We start from the raw sequence: 18,421 nt of genomic DNA, 5'->3' as shown, positions 1-18,421 counted from the left end.
GGTCCTCCGGAGGTTGTCGTAGCGGGCACAATCGGCGATCGGTGCATGACGGAGCGTCAGTGCGGCCGGCGTCATGATGTTGGCCGGTGGGGCGGGTTCACGTTGACGGGCCAGGATGTTGAGCACGACATCGGCGGAATGGACGCCATGACCGAGCGCTTCGGCACAGGCCGCTTCCACCGCGGACAGACCGTCAGTCAGCACCGCGGTGAGGATGTCGACCATCTGCCGATTGCCATCGTCGGTGCTGGCAAGCTTGCGCCGGATCCGCTCGATCGCGGCCGGCAGCACCCAGTCTTTGAAGGGAGCGCCGTTGCGCAAGGCACCGGGTTTGCGAGCCAGCACCGGCACATAGTGCCAGGGATCATAGGTCGTCTCGCCGCGGCCAAAGGATCGCGGGTGCTCGGCAACGATGCGTCCATCCTGACGGATCACGATGCGGTCGGCATAAGCCTGGACTTCGACCGGCCGTCCGACTGCGCTGGCTGCGACCGAGTACTTGTTGTTGTCGAAGCGCACCAGGCAGGTCTTCGAGACCGATGCCGTCACCGCATGGAAGCCGTCGAAGCGGCCGGCATAGGGAACGAGCTTGGGACGCTCGGCTTCGAACACTTCCCAGATCGTCTGATCGACCAGCTCCGGGTGGCGATGAGCCTTGGCGTAGGCGATGCATTTGTCGAGCAGCCAGGCGTTTAACTCGTCGAGGTTTTTGAACCGCAGCCGCGGCGTGAAGAAGCGCTCCCGGACCAGCCCGACCTGGTTCTCGACCTGCCCCTTCTCCCAGCCCGACGCCGGCGTGCAGGCGACCGGATCGACCAGATAGTGGCTGCACATCTGCAGGAAGCGGCGATTGTAGAGACGCCCTTTACCGACGAAGATCGTCTCTACGGCGGTCTTCATGTTGTCGTAGATGCCGCGGGTGCAGGTGCCTTTGAACAGAGCGAACGCCCGGTCGTGGGCGTCGAACACCATCTCCTGCGTCTCCCGCGGATAGGCCCGCACGAACAGCATGCGGCTGTGACAGAGCCGGACATGGGCGGCCTTCACCATCACCGTGGTCCCGCTCAGCAAGACCACCTCGTGGCTCCAGTCGAACTGGTAGGCTTCGCCTGGGGCAAAGCTCAGCGGGACATAAGCCGCCGCGGTCGATTGCCCGCGTTCTTTGCTCCACCGCCTGGCGTAACGCCGCACGGCATCGTAACCGCCGTCGTAGCCGCGGCCGCGCAGCTCTTCGAAGATCCGGATCAACGTCAGCTGTTCACGAGCCGATTTGGCCGCGTTCGCCGCCAGCAATCCGTCAAGCTCTACTGCCCATCGTCCCAGCTTTGGCCGCGGCTGCACCTGCCGCTCGTACTCGAAGGAGGTCTCTCCCGACCTCAGCACCTTCCGGACCGTGTTCCGCGACACCTTCAGGTCACGGGCGATCTCCTTGATCGTCTTGCCCTTGATGAAGTGCTCGCGCCGGATCCGGGCAATTGTCTCCACGATCAGCATCCCCCACCACCTGCTTCGTTCCAAAGCAGGCAGCGCAACAGATCAATCTGTAGGGGGTCAATTTTGGACGCCGATCCCCCGGCTTAGGGGGTCAATATTGCAGGCCGAATGACAAGCAACCTATGGAACTCACTAGGCACCCGAACTTGGTCTTTGGCAAGGGGCCTTTAGGAAACTTGCCGCGCATCAATGGGTCGTGGCTGGGATCGTCTCGATCAGGCGCAGAGTGTCGTTCAAGGGTCTTGGCCGTGTAAAAACACCCTTCCCAGGGAGGTCTGAGAGAGGCCAGGATCGGTTCGGTCTCAGGCCACGATCGCAGCCATCAGCGGCTTGGCTCCGACGATGTTCATGACCCGTGTCAGATTATAGGCGAGGACCGAGAGAGTCATCTCGGTGGCCACTTTTGGAAGCGTTCTGGTGAGGAAGTGTGTCGCCCCATGCGGGCTTTCATCATGCCGAACGGGTGCTCGACCGTCTCGCGACGCTGGCGCATGGTGCATGGTGCATATTTCAGTGATGGTGAGCAGCGATTTCGCGCGATCATGAGCGGCGAATTCAGACGATCGTGAGCAGCCCGCTCCGGCCGAGGCGGTGATAGAGTCAGCGTTCTGGCTGCTCGTCAAGGGTGATGGTTCTGGCGTTGCGTTTTCGCATGCTTTCGCCGGCAAGCTGGAGGCGGTGAGCGTTATGGACGAGGCGATCGAGGACAGCGTCGGCGTAGGTTGGGTCTCCGATAACTTCGTGCCATGTGTCCACAGGGAGTTGGCTGGTTACGATGGTGGAGGCGCGGCCATGGCGGTCCTCAAGGACTTCCAGTAGATCGCGCCGTTCGGCAGCGGTGAGCACTGACAATCCCCAATCGTCCAAAATCAGAAGCTGGGCGCGGCCAAGGGTTTTGAGCAAGCGGGCATAACGTCCATCCCCCCGCGCGAGTGCCAACGCTTCGAACAATCTTGGGACGCGATGATAGAGAACCGAGCGATTGTCGCGGCAGGCCTTGTGGCCGAGGGCACAGGCTAACCAACTTTTGCCCAATCCGGTCGCTCCGGTTATGAGCAAATTCTCGTGGCGATCGATCCAGTCGCCGCTGACCAGCTTGGCGAAGACGGCCCGGTCGATACCCCGCGGCGTGCGCAAATCGACGTCCTCCAAGCAAGCATTCTGGCGGAGCGCGGCCAGCTTGAGGCGCGTAGTGAGCCGCCTGGTGTCGCGTTCCGCGGCTTCCCGGTCGACCAGCAGGCCGATGCGATCTTCGAACGGCAAGGCTTCGAGATCAGGTGATCGTCGCTGCTCCTCGAAGGCCTTGGCCATGCCGCTCAAGCCGAGCTCGATCAGGCGTTCGTGGGTGGGATGGGTGAGCATACAGGTCTCCTTGGCTTCAGTGGAAATAATCCCGGCCGCGGATGTTGCCGTGGCGCAGGGGTTGGGGTTCGGAGGGCTCGTCGAGAAAGGTGCGATCCAGGCCGTTCTGGAGGATGGAGCGGATCGAGGCGACGGATCGCGCCTTGATCAGAATGCCGCGCCGGCAGGCCGCGTCGACGCGCTCGGCGCTGTAGCTTTTGGCCAGCGACAGAATGCCGAGGCAGGTGCGAAAGCCTTGCTCGGGATGCGGCCGGGCCGCGATCACGGCCTGGAAGAAGGCGGCGGTCGACGGACCGATCCGCTCGCCGGCGGCGATCACTCCGGCGGGCGTCCATTGGCCGTAGCGCCGATGGGCGCTGGGCATGTGGTCGGCGGTGGTGGTGTGGCCCCGCCGGTTGGGCGCGCGGGCGTGGCTGGCGATCCTGCGGCCGTTGTGGAAGATCTCGACCGTCCTGTCGTCGATGCGGGCATCGACAAGCTCACGGATGAGCCGATATGGCGTGGAATACCAGTGTCCATCGATCTCGATATGATAGTCGGGGCCGACCCGGCATCGCTTCCAGCGCGCGAAAGCGTAAGCCTGATCCGGCAGCTTTGTGAGCTTGGGCTTGTCGAGTTCGGAGAACAGTTCGGCGCGGCTGGCGCCAAAGTCGCGCATCTGCCGGGCATTGAGTTCGACGACGAGTATTTTGATGGCTGCGTTCAGCTCCGCCAACGAAAAGAAGCGTTGGTTGCGCAGCCGCGCCAAAATCCATCTCTGGGCGACTTGCACCGCAACTTCGACCTTTGCCTTATCTTTTGGGCGCCGCGGCCGGGCTGCGAGAATGGCCGTGCCGTAATGGCTCGCCATCTCGGCATAGGTTCGGTTGAGGCCAGGATCGTGGCGGTCGGGATTGGTGACGGCGGCCTTGAGATTGTCGCAGACCACGAATGTCGGCGCGCCGCCGAGGAAGGCGAAAAGGTTGATGTGGACCCGGATCCAGTCGGCGAGCCCCTCGCTTGGGCAGGCCTCGGCGTAGGTATAGTTGGAGGCGCCCATCGCTGCGACGAACAGCTTCATCGACTGCACTTCCCCACTTGAGGGGGCGATGACGTCGATGGTGTCGCCGGCGAAATCCACGAAAACCTTCTCGCCGCCTGCCGCATCGAAGGCCGGGCTCGCCCCTTCCAGGCCTCGTAGGTCGTGCAGAACCATGTGTAGCCGAATCCATCGGGATGGCTGGCGCGATACTCGTCCCACAGCAGCCGGCGGGTCACGTTGCGCCGGCGCAGCTCCTTGTCGACATAGCCCCAGTCGGGAACGGGCCGCTGTGGGCTCTGTGACGCAGGCCTCGGCGCAGGGAAAAGCAGCAGCTCCAGGTCTTCGTCGGTCATTCCGACCGGCAACGGCCAGTTCAGTCCGGCAGCCCCGGCTCGGCGCAGATAGCTGTGCACGGCTCCGTTGCTGATGCCCAGGGTGCGCGCGATGGCTCGCTCCGGCAAGCCTTGAACATGTTTTAAGCGGAGAACCTCTTTGATCCGGCGCATCGACAATCTCTGGGTGGGCATCGGCCTTCCTCGTTCACTGACGAGGCAGTTCCTAAGCCGGTTGAGTTGTCGGCCGAAGCGGGCTGAGCCGCTGAAAAGCTGCTCACGATCCCGCGAAATCCGTGCTCACGATCCCGCGAAACATGCACGCATGGCTTGTGGGTCTGCATCAAGGCGCTGCTGCACAGCATCGAGCGGGGTGCCGTCGGCCTTGCCGAGATCGGGCGCATCGTCCGCTATCTCCGTTTCCCATTCACCGCGGCCAAACTGCGCAGCGTTCGCCCACTTGACCGTCTGGATCTGCTTGTCGCCATCTTGCCGCACGCGAAGTGAAAGGCCATGGCGCTTCAGCTTGTGCTTTCCCGTATCGAAGTAGGTCGACACCAGATCGCTCTCGGTCCGCTCACCAACCTTGCCGCCCGCAATCTGCGATTTCGTTAGTGGCTTCAGGCTGGGCGCCGGTATGCGGAATTTCAGTTCCGTTTCGACCGCCATTGTGCCCTCCTCAAGGCTTCGTCAGGCTGGACTATATCCCCTGCATCGATAGCGCACGAGAGCCATTCAGGACGGCCGCACGGCGGCAATGTTGTCAATTCACCGCTTCCTTGCGATACGTCAACAGCCGTGACTTCTCTGGACCGGCAAATTACGTCCACTTCGCTCGACCTCAACCTGAGCCCTCAAACGAAAAATATTCCGCTTTTAGATCCCCCAAGCCAAACTGAACCGACTCCGCTTCAAATCGCCAGCATGGCTGTCTGCGCCGCGCCACCGAGAAACTTGATAAGTCTCGCGTCGCCAGCGCGCTGTAGAAGCCTAAGGCCAGACCAAACGCAGCCTGAAAGGTTACATGACTTCGTAGAGCTGGCTGTTCAGCGCTCCAGAATGTCGCTTTTGGGTCAAGAAGCCACATCGACCACGGATGGCAGCTCAGTCAGCTGGGACGTAAACTGAAAGAGAGCACTCCGCGGCCAATGCGGCTCACAGAACCTCAATACTCGAAAGCAACGCGGGCAACTCTCAGCGGAGCCTCAGAGATCGATGCCGACCGCGATGTTACGGCCCGTCAATTCGGCAAAGGTAGCTGTGTGCGCGTACAGCTTTGCGAATGCCTCGTCCTTTGCCAATGCCTCCTGTACCTTTCCGTATACTTCCCAACTGGAATAGCGCGTAGAGATAAGAAACTCCCCGGCCCACGTACCAGTGTGAAACCGAGAAAGCCGAAGAAATTCTGCGCCGTGCTTTTCGAAGATTGCCTTCGCCTCCTTGGCGGTCTTGATCATTTCCTCAGGTTTGTCGCTCTTGAAGCGTGTAAATTGTACAATGGCCATGACCTAATCCCTCCGTTGAGCCCCCACTGATTAGGTCGAGGAGTTACCGCAGAGGTTCACAGGAGTTCCCTATGATGCAGGGTCCGGTTGGGTCAAACCCGGACTTCCTCCTTGGGCGCTGCACGTCCGCTTCCGCCGAGTGCAGACATTGGTCCGGGAGGGGCGTCCGTTGGTCAAGCTGCGCAATTCTGCTTAGCCCAACTGGCCAGCTTTGGCCCTCCGCTCGGCCCGCTTGCGGCGGCTCTCGGCTGGCAGGCTTCCCTGCCACAGCTCGATCTCATCTTCGTACCAGACCATTTTTCTCGGGCTGATGTAATGCGCACTTGGAAACTCCTCGTTCTTGACCATGCGCTTCAGCGTTGACTTGCCGACCGGCACCAGCTCCAGCACCTGATCCATCGTGAGCATCCGCCGCGCTCCCTTCTTTACGTCGTCCATTTCCAGCACCTCGCGCTCCTTTCCCTCTGCGCTCTCTACGTGCCCCAGGCGACTGCTTTCCTCCTTCACTGCAAAACACTCATCAGCTTATGCAGGCACCAGCTCCATTGCCTTGTCGTACATCGTCTGCAGCTCGGCGACGGCATCAGGCCCGTCGCGCTCGGCCATCTCGCGCAGGACCGGCAGGCCGCTATCGATGCTGGCGATCACCTCGGCGCGGGTCGCGGCGCGGCCCTCGGCGAAGAACTCGACGCGCTCGGGATCGCCGACATTGAACAGCGCGCCACCGTGGCCATCCTTGAAGATCGTGTAGCGCAGCGTCGTCCAGATCAGCGTCACGCCCGGATTCCTGCGCAGCATCAGGCCAGCAGGTTCAAGATGCTCGGGCACGTCCTTCTCGTTGCGGCGCATCTTCGGCTGCGTCAGGAATGGACAGGCCCGCACCGCGTAGAGCGCGCAGCCCCGATGGCTCGGCGGCTCGGCGCTGACGCGATTGACGGCGCACATCGGGCCGATCACGAAGCACATGAACTTGCCGAGCGGCTCGCCGCAAAGCCAGCAGCGCTTGTGCCGCACGCAGATCACCATCTTCTCGCCATCGAAGCCGCGAAACTCGGGCTCGCCGTTGACGTAGGGCACGAAGTACGGCACCGGGAATCCCTGATCGTTGACCGGCAAATGCCGCATCCGATCCGGCAGCTCAAGATGCCGGATGCGCTGGTTCAGCTCGCGCCTCATCGCTCACCGCCATTGCTCTGCCGGTCGAGCGCTCGCAACAGCGTGATGATCTGCTCAAATCCCAGCTTGCCGATGCCATCCAGCTTGCGCAGCCGGTGCGGCCCCACCGCCTTCAGCTGCTCGATGGTCGTGATGCCAGCGTTATCGAGTACGTGCAGCACGCGGGTCGGCAGCTCCAGCTCGTTGCGCTGCTCCAGTGCTTCTTCCTTCCACCATGCACCGCTGGCGGTGGCGCGCTCAGCGAGTGCCGACAATGGCGTGGCGGTGGTGCTCTGCTCGCTCATGGTTTCCTCCATTTCAGTGATCCACATATGGTTGCCGGTCACGGCTGCATCTTGCTGCGCATGCGCTCTTCCCACTCTCCAGCCGTGCGCGGCAACCCGACTCGCTCGGTGGGGCACTCCTGCTCATTGAGCAGCAGCGTTTCGAGGCGCTTGAACATATCGAACAGCTCGGCATTGCCGCCCATGTCGGGATGCAGCCGCGCAAGAATCTTGACGTAGGTGCGGCGATCCATCAGACCCTTGCGAGAAACGATGACGCGATCAGCCAGTGCCTCGCGCTCCTTCAGGCGCGGCCAGATATTTTCGAGCAGCTGCTGATACCGCTCCGTGACGCGGCGCTCAAAGTCTGCCTCCAGCTGGCGCGAGAGACTGGCAAGCCTTTTCTGCTCTGCCAGCGCGCTGGGATCAGCCGCTTCGGCCTTCGCCTCGCGGCGCACCTGCTCGCGCTCAATGATATGACGCACCTGCCGCTTGCCGATCCCGGTTTGCTTGGCGATCTCGGCGCTGGTCTTGTCTTGATCGGCGAGCGCGATCACGTCCGGCTCGGCATAGTGCCGCTTCGGCGCGTGATACCGCTTACTCGTCGGCGTTTTGCGCGCCTTGCCGTCCTTGCCGGTGCGCTTTCCAACTGTCCCATCTGGTACAGTTGCTCTCTTACGCGCTCTGCTGACCGTCATGGTGCCGACGCCGAGATCAGCGGCGATGGCGCGGTCGGATTTTTCCGGGTGAGCCTTGACCGCTTCCTCTGCTCGGTCTCCCGGCGATACGTAAGGTGCCCCGCATCGGCAGCTGCCTTCGCCGGGAGCACCACATGCAGAGCAGATCAGTTTGGCGCGGATCGGCAGCGGGACTACTCTCTCGGAATTGCTCATTTGCCCTCTGGAAGGTTGGCCGGGGTATAGATCACCCCGGCCCCTTTTGCTGTCACTCGGCGGCTTGGGCCCGTACCTGATCCCGCTCGTCGCGGAGGCGGCGGCGCTCTTCGCTCAATTCGTTTCGAGTGCAGTGATGATCACGCTGCAGCTTGCGGAACGCCTTGAGATATTCCTCCATGTTCCGCGATGCGATCTCGGGCTGGTCTGCGACAGCATCTCGCAACAGGCGAGATGCCTCGAAGTCGTCAAACTTGCAGCGGCCTTCGACCGAGTCCTCATCATCGCCTGCTGAGATCAGCGCAAGAGACTTTTCGTTCTCCAGCGCCAGCTTCCTGAAAACCGGCAGGAGCTGATGGTACAGCTTTGGTTGCGCCTGCTGCTTCGCGCGGGCGACCCAACCTGCACCAGTCGTCGGCAGGGTTGAGTGGATTTTAGCAATATCTCCAGTCATTCTGGTTCTCCCTACCTTGGTTATGTCCCAGCCCTGATTTCACTCACCGCCATAGAGCCGTCTGCGATCCGCCAGGCGCAGCTGCTGCTCGTTTTCCAGCTTCTTTTCGATCTCGCCGAAGTCGAGCTGCCGCATCGATTCCTCGATGGGCGCAAGGCTCTCCAAGAACATCTTCGCATCGGCCGACAGCAGGCCCATGCCGATCACCTGCGTGCGCAGATCGAGCGCTTGCTTCTCAATCTTGGTGATCGCCGCCTTGGTCATCGCGTCGATGGATGACTTGGCCACGCGGCGCAGCTCGGCGCGACGGCTTGACAGCATATTCTCGCCGCGCCCCTGCCAGCTCGCGCTGATCGACGACGCGAATGTCGGCGGGATGCCGAGCGCCTTGCATCGCTTGGCGATGGTGGCCTGCGATTCCTGCACCACGCGCTGCGCTTCCTGCATCGCCTTCTGCCAGACTTCGTCCTGATCGAAGGTGTAGACCGTCGCCATCTGCCGCTCGAAATCGGCCATGCAGGCCGCCGCCTGCTCCTCGGCATGCGCCTGCAGCACCTTGGTGCGGTCCTTGATGATCATCGAGAGGTCGTGGGTCTCGTGGCGGCTCAGCTTGCGCGGCTCTTCGGTCATTTGGCCCGCTCCGTGGCGAGGTTGGCGTTGCCCTTGTCGAGATACGCCCTGATGATCCGGCGCAGCAGCTCGGGCCGCTTGATCCTGCTCAGCGTCGCGAGCAGCTCCAGCTGCTCATAGTCGTGGTCATCGAGCGCGGCGACAATCTTCCGCCTCATGGACTCGACCTCTCATGGTTGCGCCAGCAGCCGTTTGGCGTTGGCGATTTGCGCTTTGCTGGCCTTGCCGGCCGCCAAGGCCTGCAGGGCTGTGCGCAGCTTCAGTGGCTGCTGCGCGTCCTTGATCTCGATCAGCGCTATCAGGCGCGGATTCCTTTCGGCGGCCAGCCGCTCAAGGCAGTGCCAGACGCTCATCTTCTTCTTGATCGTGCTGCCGCGCCTCATGCCGCGCGATCCTCGCCCAGCTTGTCGATCTCTTGCGCCAATTTGGAATTGACCTCGTCGCCGCGCGCAGCTTCAGCCCGCGCCGCAGCGCCGAGCACATGCAGGACGGTGATGTCGTGCCTGAGTTTGGCCGCGCGTTCGAGCACGAGCTGTTCGACCGCCTTGTTGTTTTGCCGGGAATGTTCTAGCTGGCTGACCCAATCGGTGGCCAGCTGATCGACGGACTTGATCATCTGATCGTGCGATTGCTGATCGAAGGGCTGTATCTTTGCCTTGACCAGCTCCTGCACGCGGATCGACGGCTCATCGGCGCGTGCCGCCAGCCGCTCCAGGTCGCGCTGCATCAGCTCGGCGGTCTCTTCGCTCGGATCATGCTGGACGCCATTCATCTCCGTCATCGAGGTCTCCTCCGTTGGGTTTTGGTTTTCGATCCTTCGGCTCGCCGCCCTCTCAGGGCTGGGGCGCAGTGTTAGGACGGCGAGCCTTCGGACCAACCGCAGCCGCGCGTGATACGGTCACGCAGGCTGCAGCGATAGCATTGCCGCCAAGCGATCCTTCTCGGCAGGGTCGGCAATTCGTCCGAGCAGTTTTGTGTTGATCACTTCCTTCGCCTCATCCCAGAACTCGTGCAGTTCGTGATCCTTCATGTTCCTGCGCGACATCGAATTGACGGCGACCACCTCACGGCCCAGCAGCTCGCCGAGCAGTTGGAAATTGCCGGTCGCGACCAGCAGCTCGGCGCGCACTCGCTCTGGCGTGGTGTGCAGCGCCTTGGCCAGATCGTTGATGGTGGCCATGATGCGGCGGTGCTCGATCATGTCCCGGTCATGCAGAGCCTCGATCTCGATCACCTGCGTGGTGATCGGCTCGCCGGTGGTCTGGCTTCGATGAAACTCCCACGCTGCGGCGTCGAACGGTTCAAGGCCAACAGGCGTCAGCACCCACCTCATTTTGTCAGCTCCTCATGCTTGGCTTCGATGTTCTTTTCGAACAGGCGGAATAGCTGCGGCTTCGTCTCCTTCAGCTTCAGCAGCAAGTCCTGATTCAGCAGCCGCCACTCGTCCCACTCGGCGATGCTCCTGCAGTGTTTGAGATACCGCTGCAGCGGCTCGATGAAGTCGGCCCACGTCTGACCCTCGTGCATTTCCAGCCTGAAGGGGTCGACGTGATCCACGACCTCGCCAGTGTGCGGATCGGTCAGCTCATCCATCGAGCGCGGCGCTGGCGCTGGCGCTTGCGGGCGATAAGAGCCGCCAGCGCGGTTGCCGTCGTCGTCATCGCCGATGGCAAGATTGAACATCATGATCTCCAGTGCACGCTTGCCGTAGGAGATCGCGGACATCGTCGCGTGCGTGCGGGTCATCATGTCCTGCCCGCGAATGCCCCGCGTGACGATGGGCATGTCTACCTGGAAGCGGCGCTGGGCCATCCCGTTCGACAGCATCCCGACGACCCGGATCATGTTCGGCTCGCCCATCGGCTCGGTGTTGAACTGGATGCCAAAGCCGTGGCCGGTATAGACCGGACGAATTTCGCCATCGAGCCGCGCGAAGGTGGCATAGCGCGACTTGGTTTGCGGATTGTTGGCGTTGGTCGAGATCACGCTCATCTCGGCTTCGGCCTTCGACAGCGCCGCATTGAACAGCTGATCGGCACTGCGCTGCTGGCTGGCCTCCTGCATCGCGACCAAGCGCTCCAGCTTGTCCACGTCGAAATTCGGGTCCATCGCGGCGCGTTCGATCACGCTGTGATAGTCCCTCGTGGCTTGCAGCTGATTGTTCATGCGGCTCTCCTCGTGATCGACAGCACGCCTTTGCGGCTGCGGGTGATCTGGAAGTCGCCAGCGAAGACCTTGCCGACATCATGGGGGACGAGATCGCGGGCGGCCTTGCCCATCTCATCGTGCAGCTTGGCGGCGGCGGCCGTGCTGTCATATTCGGCCAGATAGAGCAGCAGCTCGCTGTTCCAGTTGGTCGGCTCGGCGATGATATCGAGCGTGCGCCAGCGCTCGGGCGGCGGCGGCGCTGGCGGGATCGGATAAGGCGGCGTCAGGGTGCGTAAGCAGTTCAGGAAGATGCCCGCGCGCCGCATCAGCTCGACGGCGTAATCGGCGTCATGTGCCATCTCGAAGTCGATAGGCTCGTTGGTGCCCTGTGCGACAACCAGCACGACCTTGCTGGCCCCGGTGCAGAGCCGCTGCAGCATGGTCTGCGGATAGTATGCGGGGAGATACTCGTCCCTGTGCCGCTGCGGCGACAGAAACTTCACCTCGATGATGGCGTCATCGGCGGCGCGATAGCCGTCCAGCTTCGCGCAAACGTCCGCGATCTCGGGATGGTAAACCACTTCGCCGCGCCGCGTGATCGGGCTGCTCTGCTCTTCGAGCCAGTCAAGCACGAGGGCTTCCATATGAGCGCCAGCTCGCATCGCCCAGTTCGGCGGATCAGGCGAATCGAGCGCGGCCCTGATGCGATAGTGCTTGATCCAGTCGGCTTCGCTGCCATGCATCACCACATTGGCGCTGGTGCCAGTGAAGCGACCGATCTGGTAGTCGAACTCAGACATAGGGACGCCTCCCCGCAAGTGCAGGTTGAGGTACGCTATAAGCCGGATGGCTTCCGTGATGTGCGCCGCAGGCTGTTGCTCTGCGATTTGATTATAGTTGTTGTCCTCCCACCTGCTGCGGCGTCCCGTATCTACGTGCAGCAAGGTTCAGCGCATTGTGATTTCGCGCAGAAGAAATTGTAGCGTCAAGAGGCAGCCGCGACTCTTTTCGAGCGCGGCGCTGTCACTTTTCGCATACAAAAAAATAGTTTGCGGCGACCTGAGCTGATGTGGACCTAGCTGAACTTATCTGACCTCAGCCTTGCGCTCGCGTGCGGCCAATGAAGACCAGCTCGCGCATTTGACTGAAATATATTTTGAAGCCCAGCATGCCGCCATCATGACGCGGCCTCTGCAACCCCTCTGGTCATTCAACGATGTTGTCGATGCGCTCGGCGGCCCTGTGGCTGTCGGTCGTATCACCGGCCAGACGTGCGCCGCTGTCTGCAATTGGCGCAGGTATCGCGGACTCTTCCCGAGCAAATATTATTTTTGCATGCGCGCGGCGCTCGCGGATGAAGGCTACTTCGCGCCGATCTCGCTCTGGGGCTTCTACGGCACAAACGAAAACAACGAACAGGCCGCCTGATGAAGCGCGGAGGGAGCCGCCATGCGCCAGCTATCGCTGTTCAAGGGCAAAAGGCAACGAGGCATTGCACCGCCGCCGCCGCTGGAGTTCGCAACGCACGCCACGCTCGCTGACATCTGCAAGCGCTGGATCAACCCGCATTGGAAGTTCACGCACCTGCCGCTCGGCGAAGCGCGCGAGCATCGCGTTGATCCACGCACCGGCAGGCGATACTCGCTGAGTGGTCAGCGACTGCAGCGCATGGGCGTGATGCCAGGCTGGCCGGATTTTATTTTCGTCGGCCCCAACGCGCAGGTGTTCTGGCTGGAGCTGAAACGCTTCAAGACGGGCCGCGTGTCGGAAGATCAGAGCGAAGTGCTGGCGCATCTCGTCGCCTGCGGCTTCGCGGTGCTGGTAACCAGCTCGCTCGATGATGCCGTCGCTACGCTGAAGCAAGCCGGAATCCTGCGCTCGAACGTGGAGCTGCAGTGATGGCTCGATCCGTGAAGCCAGAAGCCGATCCGCGCGCCCTCGAAGCCTATGGCGCATTGCGCGAGGGCGTGCATATCGCGGGCTACAGCTTCGAGCGCGCCTGCGGAAAGCTGGAGTGGCTGCTTGAAGCGGATCGCTGGCGCGCAGTCGGCGCCGGCTTCGATGATGTCAACATCTTCCTGTCCTCGATCAAGCTGGACAACCTGAAGACCGTCGCCGAACAGCGGAAACGGGTCGCGCTGAAGATCAAACAGCTGCAGCCGAAGGCGAGTAACCGCCAGATCGCCAAGGTGTTGGGCGTGAACCGCAGCACTGTTGACCGCGATACTGGCGCAAATGCGCCACCCGCTGGCACGAAGGCGAGCAAGATCTCCGCGGGCCAGACATCGGCTGGCGCAAATGCGCCACCTGTCATTGCCGGTGCCGCCGCTGCGAAATTGGTGGCGCGGCGTGAGGAAGGTAAGCAGGCCCGCCTCGACAAGGTCGCCGCAGACGAGCAGCGCGTGCTGCAGCTGGTGCCGGTCGCGGGCAAGTTCCGCACGCTGATCCTCGATCCGGCGTGGGACTATGACTGGCTGTCGCTCGCGGGCCGCGCCAAACCCGGCTATGCGATGCAAAGCCACGAGCAGCTGCTGCAGCTCGATGTCAGGAAATGGGCCGACGAATCCGGCTGTCATCTCTACCTCTGGGTCACCAACAATTTCATGGCGCGCGGCTGCGAGCTGATGGCGCACTGGGGATTCCAGCATCGCGTCCTCATCACTTGGATCAAGGAAGGCGCGTTCGGGCTCGGCTCCTATTTCCGCAACAGCACCGAGCATGTGCTGTTTGGCACGCTCGGCGAGACCACGACGCGGCCAGCAGCGGCGAGCATCCCGACGCACTTCATCGCGCCACGCCCAGGCGAGCACTCGGAAAAACCGGAAGCGTTCTACGACATCGTGCGCGCGGCATCCTATCCGCCATATGGCGAGGGCAACCAGCGCGAGGCGCGGGCTGACTTCACGAACCTGTTCCGCGAGGAACTGATAACGGAGGTCGCCGAATGAACGACTTCCGGCGCGACGATAAATGGCAGCGGCAGATGCGCGACGAATATCTGGTGCCGTTCTACCGCCGCAGCTACAGCGGATTCCTTCTGCTCGATGACGGGCGCTTCTCCCGGCAGCAGCAGGAGGGCGGCATCGATACGCTGCTCTGGCGCGCTGATCGCATCCCGATCTCGGTCGAGGAGAAGATCGTGCGCTGCCGGCCGCGCCGCGATCCCTACGACGCGATCAGCCTTGAGACCGACAGCTGCACCGCGCCTGGATTCATGCGCAGCGGCTGGATGTGGTACGCGCGATGCGACGTGCTGCTCTATTGCCTGCATCAGCGTGACGGCTCGCTCGACTGCCTCTGGATCGACTTTCCGAAATTGCACGAATGGTTCTGGCCGCGCGTGAAGGAGTTTGCGCCGACACGGATGGACGACACCATCAACAAGACCGAGTGCCGCGTGGTGCCCATCGAGGTGATCACCGCCGCCGTGCAGGTTAACCGTTTCCGCCTTTCCCGCGAGCGCACCGTGGTGTCTTGGCCCAGCGCGCTCGGAGCTGACGATCTCATCTTCGCTTAACAGGAGGACGCATGCGCCGCACCCTGCCGCAGCGCCGCCGCTGCGAGACGTTCGAGATCACATTCGGCGGGCTGGTCCGTAGCCACACGATCACGCTCGGCTTCTATGAGGACGGCGCGCTCGGCGAAGTCTTCATCAACGGCGGCAAACGCGGCGAAGCGGTCGAGGCGATAGCGCGCGACGGCGCGGTGATCCTGTCGCTGGCGCTGCAGTACGGGGCTGAGATCGGAAACATCAGAAGTGCGATCACGCGGGATGAGCAAGGCGCACCATCATCCATCGTCGGCGCGGTGGTGGATCAGCTGAGCGAGGCCAAGCCATGACGGTCTCCGCCGCAGACAAGATGCAATGCGCCGAGCGCGAGCTGAAGTATCGGCGCCGAATCTACGTGCGGCTGGTCGAGCGCGGCAAGATCACGCAAGCGCTGGCGGATCGCGAGCTGGAGCTGATGGACGCCATTGCCGAGGACTATCGCAAGCAGGTCGCGCAGGAACGGCTGGTGTGACTGCTTACTACAACGAGTTCGATGCCTATGCCGCAGGATGGCTGCGCAATCTCATCAACGAACGGCTCATCGCCGACGGCGAAGTCGATACACGATCAATTGTCGATGTTCGACCTGCCGACCTTGCCGGATTCGACCAATGCCATTTCTTCGCAGGCATCGGCGGATGGTCGCTCGCCCTGCGAGGAGCGCGATGGCCTGACGCTCGACCTGTTTGGACAGGAAGCTGCCCCTGCCGGCCGTTCTCGCTCATCGGCAAGCAGGCTGGATATGCAGACCCACGGCACCTTTGGCCGACTTGGGCTCAGCTCATCCGCGAGCGACGACCTGCACCGGTCTTTGGCGAACAACTTGCGACTGCTCCTCGCTGGCTCAGACTTGTGCGAGGTGATCTGGAGGCGCTGGGTTACGCCGTGGGGTCGCTGCCTGTCGAGGCCGCATGCGCGGGTGCGGAGCAGCTGCGCGACCGATACTGGTTCGTGGGCCTTCTGGTCAACGGCATCGAGCAGAGACTGGAAGGACACACCGGGCATGTCGATCAAGCGCGAGCGCAATCGCAAGCGGCTCGATCAATTGCCCCGGCAAGTGTTCAATTCCGAAGCGATCAGTTCGATCTCGCGCACTGTCGCATCGACGGAAAAGTGCGGCGCGTTAAATCCGGACTTCGTCTCGTGCCTGATGGGATTCCCGCCAGAGTGGATAAGCTGCGCGCCCTCGGCAATGCCGTCGATCCGAGACCTGCCTGCGCCTTCATTCGCGCGGCCATGCAATGCATCGGGAGCTGACACTGATGGATGCGAGTGGCCTTCAGCGAGATCGAATGATCGTGAGCGGGCCGATAAAGTGTCACGTGAAACGAGGGAATGAAGCGATGCGGCGGGCACCGACAGTCGTGGAGTGGCACAGCAGAATGAATGGCTATCTATGGCAACCGAATTTGCGCAGATCATCGAGCCGCTAGCCAAGCAGCTGCTCGGCGAGCCCAACGCGGCGATGTCATCGCAGCGAGAGCTGCGCTATGGCTCGCACGGCTCGCTGTGCGTCGATCTGGTCAAGGGTACTTGGTACGATCACGAAGTCGAGCAAGGCGGTGGCGCGCTCGATCTGGTAACGCGCGAGACCAAGCTGACCGGACAGGAGCGGCTCGACTGGCTGAAGCAGCACGGCTTCGTGTTCGATACCGTCCAGCCTAACGGCGGCGAGCGCGCTACCATCATCGAAACCTATGACTACGTCGATGAAGGCGGGCGGATGCTGACGCAGGTCTGCAGATTCGATCCGAAAGATTTTCGCCAGCGCAGGCCTGACGCCAACGGCGGCTGGGTTTGGAGTGTCAAGGGCGTCAGACAGGTGCCGTATCGCCTGCCGCAGCTGATCGAGACTGGCGAGCGCGTCGTCTTGATCGTCGAGGGCGAGAAGGATGCTGATCGCTTGTGGAAGCTGGGCATCCCTGCGACCTGCAACGCTGGCGGCGCAGGCAAGTGGCGTGAGGAGCTGAGCGAATTTTTTCGCGATGCCGATGTCGTAGTGATCCCTGATCGCGATCCGCAGAAGCGCCACCAGAAGACCGGCGAGCTGATGTTTCATTCCGATGGCAGGCCGATCCTTCCGGGGCAGGATCACGCCCAGGCGGTGGCGCGCTCGCTGCACGGCATCGCTGCGCGCGTCAGGGTGCTGGAACTGTGGAAGTCATGGCCCGAGATGCCGATGAAGGGCGACGTCTCGGACTGGATCAAGAGCGGCGGATCAGTCGAGCAGCTCTATGCGCTGATCGAGAAGCTGCCCGAGTGGTCACCTGATGCGGTGCCTTCCCATGCGCCGCAGCTGCCATGGATCGAGATCAATCGCCAGACGCAGATGGAGCCCGCGCGCCGAGGGCCGGGAATGGAGAGCCCGCCGATATGAGCAACATTTTCGATCTGCCCGCGCTGTGGCGGCAAAGCCTGATGCCCGCCTCGTTCAATGGCGCTCGCTTCCATTGCGAGGCCAACGGGCGCGAGAGCGGGCGCAGGATCGTGCAGCATCAGTTCCCGAAAAAGGACCTGCCCTATGCCGAGGACATGGGCCGAGCTGCGCGCGAGTTCAACGTGCGCGGCTACTGCATCGTGTTTCCCTACGACAGCGGCGACTCGCTCTATCAGCGCGACTACCGCCAGCCGCGCGATCAGCTGGTCAGGCAGTTGGAGGCCGAAGGTCCAGGCACGCTGCAGCTGCCGACGCAGGCCTCGCAGCTGGTGGTCTGCCCGCGCTATCGCCTGACCGAAGAGGAGCGCTTCGGCGGCTATTGCGTGATCGACATGACGTTCATGGAGTACGGGCTCGATCCGCAGACCTATGCGCCAGCCGCCGCCACTGCCTCCGCGATTGTGCAGACCAGCGAGGCGCTGCGATCTCAGGTGCTGCGCTCGCTGTCAGCTCTGCCGCTGCCGCCAGCGATTGGGCTCAACCGATGAAGCGGCTCGACGCCAATGAAGCGGCCCCGATTGTTGATCGGATGCTGAACAATCTGCTAGGCACCGTGCCATCGCAGGGCCGCGCTGGATCAGAAGCCCGCACCGCCATCAGCGACACGCGGGCGAACGCTTACAAACTTTGCATCGATGACGCGCTGGGGCCGCCGCTCGATGAATGCTTCGAGCTGGCGCGGCAGGCGGGCGCGCAGGCGCAGCAGCTGGAGTATGTCCGCCAGCAGATCGAGAGCGAGGCCCCGGTGACGCTGGGCGGCGCGCTGGCGATGGACGCAGGCATCCGGCTTTGCCTCGCCGCGCAGTGCCGCATCATTGCCAGCATGACCTTCGTCAGCCGTCAGGATGTCACCACGATCAAGCAGCAGCTGCAGCAGCCGTTTCAGGACGCCGAGGAGATCGCCGCCGACGACATGGATCAGATGACTTTCCAGATGCTGGTGGCGCTGCATGGTGCCGTCACTCAGCATCTGGCGGCGACCGCGCGACCGCTGCCGCGCGTGGTCAACTTCAGATTTTACGAACCGCTGCCGAGTCTGGTGATGGCTTACAGACTTTATGCGGACGCCTCGCGCTGCGATGAGCTGCGCGCCGAGAACAAGGTCGTGCATCCGGCTTTCTGCCAGCCGAGCGGCCAAGCGCTGTCGGCCTGATCA

25 protein-coding genes and 3 pseudogenes are annotated in these 18,421 nt (G+C 62.4%); 10 read left to right on the top strand and 18 right to left on the bottom strand.

Translation table 11 applies throughout. The annotated features are described in order from the left end of the window. Positions 1 to 3: 3 nt before the first annotated feature. The 18 genes and pseudogenes from istA (HAP54_RS32630) to HAP54_RS32545 all read right to left on the bottom strand — a co-directional run. Positions 4 to 1,494, bottom strand: a pseudogene (istA, locus tag HAP54_RS32630) (IS21 family transposase); the annotation flags it as partial. Between the two features lie 302 nt (positions 1,495 to 1,796). Beyond that, a pseudogene (locus HAP54_RS32625) lies at positions 1,797 to 1,996 on the bottom strand (transposase); the annotation flags it as partial. Positions 1,997 to 2,094: 98 nt separating this feature from the next. Continuing rightward, the gene (istB, locus tag HAP54_RS32620) at positions 2,095 to 2,856 is read right to left on the bottom strand and encodes an IS21-like element helper ATPase IstB (protein ID WP_029085260.1); all 762 of its coding nucleotides are present in this window, start codon (positions 2,854 to 2,856) and stop codon (positions 2,095 to 2,097) included. A gap of 16 nt (positions 2,857 to 2,872) precedes the next feature. After that, positions 2,873 to 4,404: pseudogene (istA, locus tag HAP54_RS32615) on the bottom strand (IS21 family transposase). Between the two features lie 105 nt (positions 4,405 to 4,509). After that, positions 4,510 to 4,878, bottom strand: a complete 369-nt coding sequence (locus tag HAP54_RS32610) for a CYTH domain-containing protein (RefSeq protein WP_166294384.1) — start codon at positions 4,876 to 4,878, stop codon at positions 4,510 to 4,512. Between the two features lie 536 nt (positions 4,879 to 5,414). After that, a complete protein-coding gene (locus tag HAP54_RS32605; protein ID WP_166215180.1) occupies positions 5,415 to 5,714 on the bottom strand; it encodes a hypothetical protein in 300 nt (99 codons plus the stop codon). 192 nt (positions 5,715 to 5,906) lie between these two features. Then, the gene (locus tag HAP54_RS32600) at positions 5,907 to 6,152 is read right to left on the bottom strand and encodes a helix-turn-helix transcriptional regulator (RefSeq protein ID WP_224741675.1); all 246 of its coding nucleotides are present in this window, start codon (positions 6,150 to 6,152) and stop codon (positions 5,907 to 5,909) included. Between the two features lie 87 nt (positions 6,153 to 6,239). Next, positions 6,240 to 6,890, bottom strand: a complete 651-nt coding sequence (locus HAP54_RS32595) for a hypothetical protein (RefSeq protein WP_224741676.1) — start codon at positions 6,888 to 6,890, stop codon at positions 6,240 to 6,242. Next, entirely contained in the window at positions 6,887 to 7,216 is a 330-nt protein-coding gene (locus HAP54_RS32590; RefSeq protein WP_165125194.1) for a DNA-directed RNA polymerase subunit alpha C-terminal domain-containing protein, read from the bottom strand. The genes HAP54_RS32595 and HAP54_RS32590 overlap by 4 nt, the downstream gene beginning before the upstream one ends. Beyond that, on the bottom strand, positions 7,213 to 8,046 hold the full coding sequence (locus tag HAP54_RS32585; protein WP_166294380.1) for a hypothetical protein: 834 nt from the start codon (positions 8,044 to 8,046) through the stop codon (positions 7,213 to 7,215). Before HAP54_RS32585 ends, HAP54_RS32590 begins: the two co-directional genes overlap by 4 nt. 52 nt (positions 8,047 to 8,098) lie before the next feature. Continuing rightward, complete coding sequence (locus tag HAP54_RS32580) at positions 8,099 to 8,500, bottom strand: hypothetical protein (protein ID WP_166294378.1); 402 nt, start codon at positions 8,498 to 8,500, stop codon at positions 8,099 to 8,101. Positions 8,501 to 8,539: 39 nt separating this feature from the next. Continuing rightward, positions 8,540 to 9,130: a hypothetical protein gene (locus HAP54_RS32575; protein ID WP_166294376.1), complete on the bottom strand. Its 591-nt coding sequence runs from the start codon at positions 9,128 to 9,130 to the stop codon at positions 8,540 to 8,542. Next, the gene (locus HAP54_RS32570; RefSeq protein WP_165125182.1) at positions 9,127 to 9,288 is read right to left on the bottom strand and encodes a ribbon-helix-helix protein, CopG family; all 162 of its coding nucleotides are present in this window, start codon (positions 9,286 to 9,288) and stop codon (positions 9,127 to 9,129) included. The genes HAP54_RS32575 and HAP54_RS32570 overlap by 4 nt, the downstream gene beginning before the upstream one ends. A gap of 12 nt (positions 9,289 to 9,300) precedes the next feature. Further along, the gene (locus HAP54_RS32565; RefSeq protein ID WP_166294374.1) at positions 9,301 to 9,483 is read right to left on the bottom strand and encodes a hypothetical protein; all 183 of its coding nucleotides are present in this window, start codon (positions 9,481 to 9,483) and stop codon (positions 9,301 to 9,303) included. A 26-nt stretch (positions 9,484 to 9,509) separates the two neighbouring features. Continuing rightward, positions 9,510 to 9,911 carry a hypothetical protein gene (locus HAP54_RS32560; protein WP_166294372.1) on the bottom strand — a complete coding sequence of 134 codons (402 nt, stop codon included), beginning with the start codon at positions 9,909 to 9,911 and terminating at the stop codon, positions 9,510 to 9,512. A 117-nt stretch (positions 9,912 to 10,028) separates the two neighbouring features. Beyond that, on the bottom strand, positions 10,029 to 10,463 hold the full coding sequence (locus HAP54_RS32555; RefSeq protein ID WP_166294370.1) for a hypothetical protein: 435 nt from the start codon (positions 10,461 to 10,463) through the stop codon (positions 10,029 to 10,031). Continuing rightward, positions 10,460 to 11,257 (bottom strand): ERF family protein, encoded by a 798-nt coding sequence (locus HAP54_RS32550; protein WP_176422182.1) that lies wholly within the window; start codon positions 11,255 to 11,257, stop codon positions 10,460 to 10,462. The genes HAP54_RS32555 and HAP54_RS32550 overlap by 4 nt, the downstream gene beginning before the upstream one ends. Before the next feature lie 35 nt (positions 11,258 to 11,292). Further along, positions 11,293 to 12,222, bottom strand: a complete 930-nt coding sequence (locus HAP54_RS32545; protein WP_176422183.1) for a YqaJ viral recombinase family protein — start codon at positions 12,220 to 12,222, stop codon at positions 11,293 to 11,295. A gap of 157 nt (positions 12,223 to 12,379) precedes the next feature. On the opposite strand from HAP54_RS32545, the gene HAP54_RS32540 reads away from it, so the two are divergent. The 10 genes from HAP54_RS32540 to HAP54_RS32495 all read left to right on the top strand — a co-directional run bounded on the left by HAP54_RS32540 (position 12,380) and on the right by HAP54_RS32495 (position 18,418). Beyond that, positions 12,380 to 12,706: a hypothetical protein gene (locus HAP54_RS32540; protein ID WP_166294364.1), complete on the top strand. Its 327-nt coding sequence runs from the start codon at positions 12,380 to 12,382 to the stop codon at positions 12,704 to 12,706. Positions 12,707 to 12,727: 21 nt separating this feature from the next. After that, the gene (locus tag HAP54_RS32535) at positions 12,728 to 13,177 is read left to right on the top strand and encodes a hypothetical protein (protein WP_166294362.1); all 450 of its coding nucleotides are present in this window, start codon (positions 12,728 to 12,730) and stop codon (positions 13,175 to 13,177) included. Further along, the gene (locus HAP54_RS32530) at positions 13,177 to 14,226 is read left to right on the top strand and encodes an MT-A70 family methyltransferase (RefSeq protein ID WP_166294360.1); all 1,050 of its coding nucleotides are present in this window, start codon (positions 13,177 to 13,179) and stop codon (positions 14,224 to 14,226) included. Before HAP54_RS32535 ends, HAP54_RS32530 begins: the two co-directional genes overlap by 1 nt. Next, positions 14,223 to 14,795 (top strand): hypothetical protein, encoded by a 573-nt coding sequence (locus HAP54_RS32525; protein ID WP_166294358.1) that lies wholly within the window; start codon positions 14,223 to 14,225, stop codon positions 14,793 to 14,795. The genes HAP54_RS32530 and HAP54_RS32525 overlap by 4 nt, the downstream gene beginning before the upstream one ends. A gap of 11 nt (positions 14,796 to 14,806) precedes the next feature. Continuing rightward, complete coding sequence (locus HAP54_RS32520) at positions 14,807 to 15,118, top strand: hypothetical protein (protein WP_166294356.1); 312 nt, start codon at positions 14,807 to 14,809, stop codon at positions 15,116 to 15,118. Beyond that, complete coding sequence (locus HAP54_RS32515) at positions 15,115 to 15,300, top strand: hypothetical protein (RefSeq protein ID WP_176422184.1); 186 nt, start codon at positions 15,115 to 15,117, stop codon at positions 15,298 to 15,300. Before HAP54_RS32520 ends, HAP54_RS32515 begins: the two co-directional genes overlap by 4 nt. Beyond that, entirely contained in the window at positions 15,297 to 16,085 is a 789-nt protein-coding gene (locus tag HAP54_RS32510; RefSeq protein ID WP_176422185.1) for a DNA cytosine methyltransferase, read from the top strand. Before HAP54_RS32515 ends, HAP54_RS32510 begins: the two co-directional genes overlap by 4 nt. 139 nt (positions 16,086 to 16,224) lie before the next feature. Beyond that, the gene (locus tag HAP54_RS32505) at positions 16,225 to 17,205 is read left to right on the top strand and encodes a hypothetical protein (RefSeq protein WP_166294352.1); all 981 of its coding nucleotides are present in this window, start codon (positions 16,225 to 16,227) and stop codon (positions 17,203 to 17,205) included. After that, positions 17,202 to 17,753 (top strand): DNA circularization N-terminal domain-containing protein, encoded by a 552-nt coding sequence (locus tag HAP54_RS32500; protein WP_166294350.1) that lies wholly within the window; start codon positions 17,202 to 17,204, stop codon positions 17,751 to 17,753. The genes HAP54_RS32505 and HAP54_RS32500 overlap by 4 nt, the downstream gene beginning before the upstream one ends. Then, on the top strand, positions 17,750 to 18,418 hold the full coding sequence (locus HAP54_RS32495; protein ID WP_166294348.1) for a hypothetical protein: 669 nt from the start codon (positions 17,750 to 17,752) through the stop codon (positions 18,416 to 18,418). Before HAP54_RS32500 ends, HAP54_RS32495 begins: the two co-directional genes overlap by 4 nt. The last annotated feature ends 3 nt before the right edge of the window (positions 18,419 to 18,421 follow it).

It is taken from the genome of Bradyrhizobium sp. 2S1 (assembly GCF_011516625.5).
Lineage (GTDB): Bacteria > Pseudomonadota > Alphaproteobacteria > Rhizobiales > Xanthobacteraceae > Bradyrhizobium > Bradyrhizobium septentrionale.
The sequence above is the reverse complement of the archived record's forward strand: the minus strand, read 5'-3'. Positions and strand labels throughout refer to the sequence as shown.